At 72.8% G+C, this 7,808-nt stretch carries 8 protein-coding genes; 3 read left to right on the plus strand and 5 right to left on the minus strand.

Annotation, left to right across the window (positions count from 1 at the left end):
* Positions 1 to 20: 20 nt before the first annotated feature.
* From lxmK to lxmA, 4 genes are all read right to left on the minus strand, one after another.
* Positions 21 to 1,502, minus strand: coding sequence for a class V lanthionine synthetase subunit LxmK (gene lxmK / locus L0P92_RS39690; RefSeq protein ID WP_234767988.1), 1,482 nt, complete (start codon positions 1,500 to 1,502; stop codon positions 21 to 23).
* Positions 1,499 to 2,491, minus strand: a complete 993-nt coding sequence (locus L0P92_RS39695) for a hypothetical protein (protein WP_234767989.1) — start codon at positions 2,489 to 2,491, stop codon at positions 1,499 to 1,501. Before L0P92_RS39695 ends, lxmK begins: the two co-directional genes overlap by 4 nt.
* Positions 2,488 to 3,096, minus strand: a complete 609-nt coding sequence (gene lxmD, locus L0P92_RS39700; protein ID WP_234767990.1) for a flavoprotein — start codon at positions 3,094 to 3,096, stop codon at positions 2,488 to 2,490. Before lxmD ends, L0P92_RS39695 begins: the two co-directional genes overlap by 4 nt.
* Positions 3,097 to 3,206: 110 nt before the next feature.
* Positions 3,207 to 3,425: a lexapeptide family class V lantibiotic gene (lxmA, locus tag L0P92_RS39705; RefSeq protein WP_234767991.1), complete on the minus strand. Its 219-nt coding sequence runs from the start codon at positions 3,423 to 3,425 to the stop codon at positions 3,207 to 3,209.
* A 220-nt stretch (positions 3,426 to 3,645) separates the two neighbouring features.
* Between lxmA and L0P92_RS39710 the strand changes: the two genes are divergently transcribed.
* Both L0P92_RS39710 and L0P92_RS39715 read left to right on the plus strand, forming a co-directional pair.
* Positions 3,646 to 5,412, plus strand: coding sequence for an ABC transporter ATP-binding protein (locus L0P92_RS39710; protein WP_234767992.1), 1,767 nt, complete (start codon positions 3,646 to 3,648; stop codon positions 5,410 to 5,412).
* Between the two features lie 36 nt (positions 5,413 to 5,448).
* On the plus strand, positions 5,449 to 6,087 hold the full coding sequence (locus tag L0P92_RS39715) for a hypothetical protein (RefSeq protein WP_234767993.1): 639 nt from the start codon (positions 5,449 to 5,451) through the stop codon (positions 6,085 to 6,087).
* An 88-nt stretch (positions 6,088 to 6,175) separates the two neighbouring features.
* Here the strand turns inward: L0P92_RS39715 and L0P92_RS39720 are convergent, their stop codons facing one another.
* Entirely contained in the window at positions 6,176 to 6,469 is a 294-nt protein-coding gene (locus L0P92_RS39720) for a helix-turn-helix domain-containing protein (RefSeq protein ID WP_234767994.1), read from the minus strand.
* Positions 6,470 to 6,750: 281 nt separating this feature from the next.
* On the opposite strand from L0P92_RS39720, the gene L0P92_RS39725 reads away from it, so the two are divergent.
* Positions 6,751 to 7,761, plus strand: a complete 1,011-nt coding sequence (locus L0P92_RS39725; RefSeq protein ID WP_234767995.1) for a LuxR C-terminal-related transcriptional regulator — start codon at positions 6,751 to 6,753, stop codon at positions 7,759 to 7,761.
* Positions 7,762 to 7,808 lie beyond the last annotated feature (47 nt).

Here is a 7,808-nt window from a genome sequence, read left to right on the forward strand (position 1 = left end):
GGGTGAGGGGTCGGCGAGGGTCATCGGGGGCTGCTCCCGTTCGGGGCGGACGAGACGCGTAGATCGTGCGGCGCGGGCAGGGCCGGTGCGGCCTGTGCCGCATGGGCGGCCTGAGCGGCAGGGGTGCTGCTCGGCTCGCGCGGTGCGGGCGAGCCCTGATGGCCGGTCGAGCCATGGGGCGCATGCGGGTCATCGGAGGCTGCCGCGGTGCCCGGAACAGTGCGCCGCCCGAGGTGCGGCGGGTGGCCGTCGGCGGCCTCGGCATCGCTCGGGCCCGGCGACACGGGCGCGTCGCGGGGACCGCCGCGGCCGTGCGGGTTGGACGAGCCGCTCGCGAGGGTCAGGCCGAGGGTGCGTGCCGCGGCGGCCGGGCCGAGCAGGACCGTGCGGCCGATGCCGGCGGCCGCACGGGCGACCGGGTTGAGCGTGGCGTGGGACTCGGCCGTGGCGATCAGCCGGTCGAACATGTGCCACCCGGCGTACGCGGCGGCCCGCTCGGGCAGTCCGGCGTCGGGTGTACGGGATTCCAGATAGCCCTGCCAGAAGGCGGCGATCCGGGGCAGATGGCGGCGCAGACTGGCCGAGCCGCGCGCCACGATCTCCTCGTGCGACAGCCCGAACCCGGCGCCGTCGCTCTCGCGCCGGGACGGGCCCTCGCCGGTCGGCGCGAACACGGAGTACGTGGCGTGGAAGAGCCACTCCCCGGCGAAGGCGCCCACGTCCCGCGCGGGATCGGCGAGCCGGAACTCCTCCCAGTCGCAGAGGTAAAGGTCCCCGGCCCCCTCCCCCGCCTCGTCCGTCGCCCGGATGAACTGGTCGAACCGCAGGTCACAGTGGGTCGGCGCGTGCGGCACCGTCTTCTCCAGGTCCCGCAGGCGGTGCAGCGCCGCGACGACCTCGGTGTCGTCCTGGACCAGCTGCCAGGCGGCGATCTGCGCCATGCTGCGCTCCTGGACGGCGCTCCACGGCAGGGCCTTCAGCCAGGCCAGCGGCGGCAGCGGGGCCTCACCCGTGTCGACGTCCTCGGCGGGGCCGAGACCGTGCAGGGCGCCCACGGCACGTCCGGCCGCACGGCAGAGCTCGTCGTCGAAGTCGCCGTCCAGCGCCAGCTCGGCCCCGGAACGGGCGCCCGGCACCAGCCGGTGCACCGTCACCCCGGCCGCGCGGTCCGCGCCGAGCAGCGCGGGCGACCGCAGCGGCGACCCCGGCGGCAGCCGTCGCTCCGCCAACTCCTCGAAGCTCAGGGCGCGTTGGAGTTCCGGGCAGTCGCCGTCCGGCGTCAGAGCGACCGTCTTGACGAAGACCTGCTCGCCGGTCGTGGTCGGACCGGCCCAGTTGTCGTTGCGGCCGCCGAACGCGGTGACCGCCTCCGCGTCGAGGCGGCCGAGGCCGAGCCGCTCCAGCAGCGCGGTCACGGCGGGCACGGTCTCCAGCTCGGTGGGCCGGTAGCGCTGCCGCGTGGGCGGCCGTTCGGTCGTCGCCGGTTCGGCAGTGGTGGTCATGGTGTGGCTCCCCCGGGGACCGCGCGGCGGCCCTCCTCGTCGATCAGGTCAGCGATGAAGGCGGTGTAGTCGATGAGTTCGTCGCTCCAGCCGCAGTACGCGGCGAAGTCCCGCATGTGCAGGGCGATCCGCAGCACGGCGGCCCGGGCGGCCAGCTCCCGGTCCACACCGGGCCCGTAGGCGTCGAGCAGCACTCCGGGCAGATCGGGACCCTGGTCCGGGGAGTCCCCGAACACCGGTACCGCCCAGGCCAGTTCGGCCAGGTCGCCCAGCAGCCAGCCCAGGTCCAGCTCGGGCCGGCCCGCCCCCAGGTCCTCCCCGGTCAGCAGCGCCACCGGACCCCGGTGCAGGGGCGGGACCAGCGCGCCGAGGGAGGCGAAGCCGTGGACGAAGGCCGTCTCGCCGGGGGCGGCAAGCTCGGCGCACCAGGCACCGAGCCGTTCCAGCCGGGCGGGCCCCCAGGCACGTACGACGTGTTCACGCAGTCGGCGTACGGCAGCGGGCTCGGCCGAAGCCGGGTCCCGGCCCTCGACGAAGGACCGCAGTCGCGCCAGCGCCGGCGGAACGTCGGCCGTGGGCGCGTCCGTCGTGTGCAGCTCACGCAGCGCGGTGCCCGCCGCGGCCAGCGCGTGCGCGACCAGCAGCCGTGCCTGCGGACGCGCGTCGCGCAGCCAGGCGGCGGCCGAGTACGGCCCGTCGGCGAGGTAGGTGAGACCGTCGCCCTCGGGACGCGGCGTGGCGAAACAGGCGCCGCGGGCGCCCCGGGTGGGCCGGGGCACGTACGAAGCGAAGGGCGCGGTCAGCGGTTCCGGCCGGTCCGGGCCCGGCCCCTGCCACCACTCGTAACGCCCGTCGGCGGTAGGCGTGACGCGGGTGACCTGGAGACCGGTGCCGTACTCGGCGACCGGCGGTGCGACGGCCGACGCGGAGGCGACCGATGGTGCGACGGCCGGCGCCGGGGGCACCGTCCGTCCGATGGCCGCCGTCACTCCTCCTCCCCCCGCTGCGTCCTCGCGTACGCGCCCACGCACAGCCCCATCAGCTCCGAGAGCGGGACGGAGCCGCCGTCCTCGCGCTCCCCGGTGCTCGCGCTGACGGCGGGCACGGTCGGGGCGACGACGACACCGGGGCGGGCCCGCAGGGTGTCGAGGTGGGCCTGTACGACGGGGCTCAGCTGGGCGCGGGGCGGCAGCGAGGGGGCCACGCCGACCAGGGCGGTGGTGGACTGCAGGGCGCACAGCAGCGGGGTGTCGGTGAGCCCGAGGGCGTACCGGCTCAGGAAGTGCATCGTCGCGGGGTGGACGAGGACGAGATCGGGCCAGGCGGCCAACTCCACATGCGGGGCGGTGCCGGGTTCCGCGTCGTTCCAGTCGTCGGTGACCACCCTGTTTCCACAGAGTGTGGATATCGCGTCCGCCGAGACGAACCGGCGGGCGGAACGGGTCAGGACGACCCTTTTCTCCATCTCCGGAAAGGTGTTGTTCAGCCAGTTGGTCCAGAAGGGCAGGAATGCCACGCTGAGCGCTCCGGTGCCCACGAGGAGCACTCGGCGGAATCCGGGATCCGCGACACCGGTGGGGTCCGGGACCTCCATGACCGTCCTCCTGGGAAATGCTGGGAAAAGTGGTGTGGTTGCCCGGGGAGGGACCGGACCGGCGGGCCGGCGCCGGCCCCTCCCCGCGGGTCACTGCTCGGGGAACCCGATCAGCACTTGTTCTCGATGGTCTTGGCGGTCAGCGAGCCCAGGGCCGCGGCGCACTGCTGCGAGGAGCGGGCCGTGATGATGGTCGCGCGGATCGCCCACGGGATGGTCGGGCTGAACGCGGGCGCGGCGTCCTTGCCGTCGTACAGGCCCAGCTCCTCGGCGGAGGTGTAGGCGGTGTAGCCCTCGAACAGGTCCATCTCGTTCTGCGTGGACTGCATGAGTCTCTCCCTTTGGTGAATTACCGAAGTGAATGACGGCCGTTGGGTTGCCGGCCGCTTTCCGTCCGCCGCTGTTCGCTGCGGACAGGAGAAATATGACCCGCCGAAAAGACCGCCCGCTATTGTCAGTTACGGCATGGCCCGCCCCGGCATGGCCGAAAACGGCATAGCCGCAACCGCCAATACCGCGACCCCCGCAGGTACGCGTAAAAAGACCAGGGTGAACTCACCTGACTCATCAACCAACCAGGCCCCGCGGCCCGCGCCCCGGCCGCCGCTGCGGGCCCTGCTCGCCCACGCGCGCCCGCACCGGCGCGTCCTCGTGCTGGTCCTGGCGCTGACCCTCGCGGGCAGCGCGGCGGGGCTGGCCCAGCCGATGGTCGTCGAGTCGGCGCTCACGGCGCTCATGACCGGCCAGGGCCTCGGCGACGAGATCCTGCTCATGCTGGGCCTGCTGGCCGTGTCGATCGCCCTGACCTGGAGCCAGGCCCTGGTCAGCGAGCGCACGGCCGAGAAGGTCGTCCTCCAGGTCCGCAAGGGCCTGATCCACCGTCTGATCCGGCTGCGCACCAGCGAGTTGGACCGAACCGAACCCGGCGGTCTGACGACCCGGGTGACCTCCGACAGCACGCTCGTGCAGCACGCGGCGACCAGCGGGCTCATCCAGCTGCTCGACGGAGGCATCCATCTGCTCGCCACCATCGTCCTGATGGGCATGACCAGTCTGCCACTGCTCGGCATCACCTCCGGCGTCCTGCTGGTGGTCGGTGTCGCCATGGGCGTGGTGATGCCGCGGATCCGCCGGGTCACCACGCGCGCGCAGACCTCGGTCGGCGAGATCGGCGCCGCCCTCGACCGCTCGCTCGGAGCCGCCCGCACGGTCAAGGCCAACGGCGGTGAGGCGACGGAGACCTCGCGGGCCGTGGCCGCCGCCGAGGACGCCTACCGGGCCGGACTGGCCGGCGCCCGCTACCAGGCCACGATCGCGGTGCTCTCCGCGCTGGTGGTGCAGGCCTCGTTCCTGGCGGTCATCGGCTTCGGCGGCGCCCTGGTCGCGACCGGCGCGCTCGACCTGGCCGCGCTGATCGCGTTCCTGCTCTACCTGTTCAACCTCGGCGGCCCGGTGCTCTCCCTCGTCGGCGGCACGGCCTCCCTCCAGCAGGGCCTCGGCGCGCTCGCCCGGATCGAGGAGGTGGAGCGCATGGAGATCGAGACGGACGTGGACGAGACCCCCGCCCGCCCCTCGGGACCGGCGCCCCGCGTCACCCTGGAGAACGTCACGTTCGCCTACCAGGGCCGCGCCACCACCCTCGACGACGTCAGCCTCACCGCCCCGGCGGGCGCCGTCACCGCGCTCGTCGGCCCGTCCGGCAGCGGCAAGACGACCGTCTTCTCACTGCTCCAGCGCTTCTACGACGTGGACCGCGGCCGCATCCTGCTCGACGGCACCGACATCGCCACCCTCAGCCGCGCCGAGGTGCGCCGCCGGATCGCGTACGTGGAGCAGGACACCCCCATGCTGGCCGGCACGCTGCGCGAGAACCTGCTGTACGCCGCCCCCGACGCCACCGAGGAGGAGGTCGACCGGGTCCTGCGGGACACCCTGCTCGACTCGCTGGTCGCCCGGCTCCCGGAGGGCCTCGACACCCACGTCGGCGCCCGCGGCCTCGCCCTGTCCGGCGGCGAACGCCAGCGCATGGCCATCGCCCGCGCCCTGCTGCGCCGCCCGCAGGTGCTGCTGCTCGACGAGGCGACGGCCCACCTCGACGGACTGAGCGAGACCGCGCTGCGGCACACCGTGGAGCGCGCCGCCGAGCACTGCACGGTCGTCCTGATCGCCCACCGGCTCTCCACGGTGACCTCCGCCGACCACATGGTGCTGCTGGCCGGCGGCCGGGTACGGGACCATGGTCGGCACGGGGAACTCCTGGGACGGGACGAGCTGTACCGGGACCTCGCGGCCACCCAGCTGACGACGACGAACTGACCACCCGTCAGAAACAGAGAAGCAAAGGAAGATCCCATGCCGAAGGACCCGGCACCCGCGCCCGCCGCCGCGGCCACCGACGCGAAGGACGCGAACGACCCCCACGCGTACGACGAGTACGACGACCACGACGCGTACGAGGACGACGAGTACGAGGAGAAGCCCGTCGTCGAGACCGTCGTCGAGGAGGAGCGGTTCGGCACGATAACGGTCCGGCTCGACATGAAGGCGGGCGAGGTCACCGTCGAGGGCGAGTCGGTCCCCCGGATCGAACTGCTGCGCGCGAAGGAGACGGAGGCCGAGGACCACATCCCGATCGGCACCCGGGACGCGAGCCGGCTGACCCTGACCGTGGACGGCGAGGAGGCCGTCATCGACCCCGCCAAGGGCCGGCTGACCCGCCGCTCCTACCGCGTCGACGTCCGCCACGCGGACCACACCTGGCGCCTGGTGCCCGACTCCATCCCGGGCAGCCGGCTGCTGCGGGACGAGGAGCACATCGGCGACTTCTCCTCCGACGGCGACGGCCACGTCATCGCCGAGTGGCGCGAGGGCGTCGAACCGGAGGCCCTGGACACGGCTCTCGGCCACGCCCTCGCCGCCGCCTTCGGCACCGGCGCCCAGCCCATGTGGATGCTCGCGGTGGAGGCGGCCAGCGAGATGCTCCCGGGCTGACCGCACACGGGAACGCCCGAGGGGCCCCTCCGGTACCGCACCGGAGGGGCCCCGTAATGACCGTACGACCGTCGCCGTACGGCCTCCGTCACACGCCGCGGCCCGCCGCGTCCCCCTTGCCGCCGCCCCCGATGTCGCTCCCGATGTCGCTCGCGATGTCGTCCGCGTACAGGTGGGAGACGATCGCCGCCTCGAACCGCGACTTGAGGTCGAGCTTGCGCACGATGCTGGTGGTGTGGGCCCGTACCGTGCGCTCCGCGATGCCCAGCCGGCGGGCGAGCCAGCGGTTCTGCTCCCCCGTGGCGAGCAGGAGCAGGACCTCCCGCTCGCGGTCGGTCAGCGCGGAGAAGTCCAGCGCGCCCTCCCGTACGACAACAGTCATGTGTTTCCCCCAGTCCGTGTTCGGTTGTGTCGGTTCGTGTCCGACGCATTCCAGACTGCCAAGCGCCGACGCGCCGCAGAGGACTCGTCCGCAGCAGCTTGCTGCACGGGGCCGACACCATCCTGCCGACGGCGCGCCGCCTCGCACCGACCGCGTCCTTGACCAACGCGTTACCCTGTGTCCGAATCAAAAAGGTGGATTCCGCATCGTCGCGGCCTGACCAGCCATACGCGGTGATGCCCGCCACCGACCCTGGTCGCAACGGGGAACACGGGGGAAGGATGAACAGCGCGGGCGGCATGGGCCTGTTGGGTATCTCCGCGATGGAGGAACGCGTCTACCGGCATTTCCTGAGAAATCCGGACACACCGACGGAGGACATCCATCTGCTCCTCCACACACCGCAGGACGACGTCCGCGCCGCCCTGGACCGGCTCACGGAACTGGGGCTGCTGCGCCGCGCGGAACACGGGGACGCCCCGGCCGGCAGCCTGACGGCCACCGACCCCGAGATCGCGGTCGGCCTGCTCACCGACCGAAGACTGAGCGAGCTGCACCACGAGCTGCAGCAGGTGACCAGGCCCCGCCACCTGGTCGCGGAACTGCGCGCAGAACAGGGCGCGCACACCCCGTCGGGCGGCGGCGTGGAACGCATGACGAACCTCGCGCAGATCCGCGACCGCATCGACGACCTCGCGTTCTTCGCCCGCGAGGAGATCCTGTCCGTCGAGCCCTACAAGGCGCTCACCCCGGAGAACATCGAGCACGCACGCCCGCTCGACAAGCGCTGTCTGCGCCGGGGCGTGCACATCCGCAGCGTCGTCCTGAAGGAAGCCCTCGACGACCCGCCCACCGCCGCCTACCTCCGCGAACTGACCGCCCAGGGCGCCAGCATCCGAGCCGCCTCCGACATCGCCGAACGCATCCTCGTCTACGACCGCCACACCGCCCTGGTCCCCGCCGACCCCGCGGACACCTCACGCGGCGCCCTCGTCGCCCAGGAGTCCGGCCTGGTCGCCAGCATCCTCTCCCTCTTCGACAAGATCTGGAACCAGGCCACCGACCTCACCCACCTCCTGACCGACCCGACCCCGGACGTGCTCCCCCTCTCCCCCATGGAGCTGGAGGTCCTCAAATCCATGTGCCGAGTCACCAAGGACGAGATCGGCGCCCGCCAACTCGGCATCTCCCTACGCACCTACCGCCGCCACGTAGCCGACGTCCTCCGCCACCTCAACGCCAGCAACCGCCCTCACGCAGCGCTACTGGCCCGCGAACGAGGCTGGATCTGACCGGCACACCTCAGCCCGCCCGCCGTCCGAGAACAAGTCCGTCCCCC

The organism is Streptomyces muensis, from assembly GCF_021474425.1.
GTDB classification, from domain to species: Bacteria; Actinomycetota; Actinomycetes; order Streptomycetales; family Streptomycetaceae; genus Streptomyces; species Streptomyces muensis.

Excerpts from the sequence above, each read along its gene's own strand:
- lxmK (WP_234767988.1), bottom strand. The coding sequence starts at position 1,502 with ATGACCACCACTGCCGAACCGGCGACGACCGAACGGCCGCCCACGCGG.
- lxmD (WP_234767990.1), bottom strand. The coding sequence starts at position 3,096 with ATGGAGGTCCCGGACCCCACCGGTGTCGCGGATCCCGGATTCCGCCGA.
- lxmA (WP_234767991.1), bottom strand. The coding sequence starts at position 3,425 with ATGCAGTCCACGCAGAACGAGATGGACCTGTTCGAGGGCTACACCGCC.
- L0P92_RS39715 (WP_234767993.1), top strand. The coding sequence starts at position 5,449 with ATGCCGAAGGACCCGGCACCCGCGCCCGCCGCCGCGGCCACCGACGCG.
- L0P92_RS39720 (WP_234767994.1), bottom strand. The coding sequence starts at position 6,469 with ATGACTGTTGTCGTACGGGAGGGCGCGCTGGACTTCTCCGCGCTGACC.
- L0P92_RS39725 (WP_234767995.1), top strand. The coding sequence starts at position 6,751 with ATGAACAGCGCGGGCGGCATGGGCCTGTTGGGTATCTCCGCGATGGAG.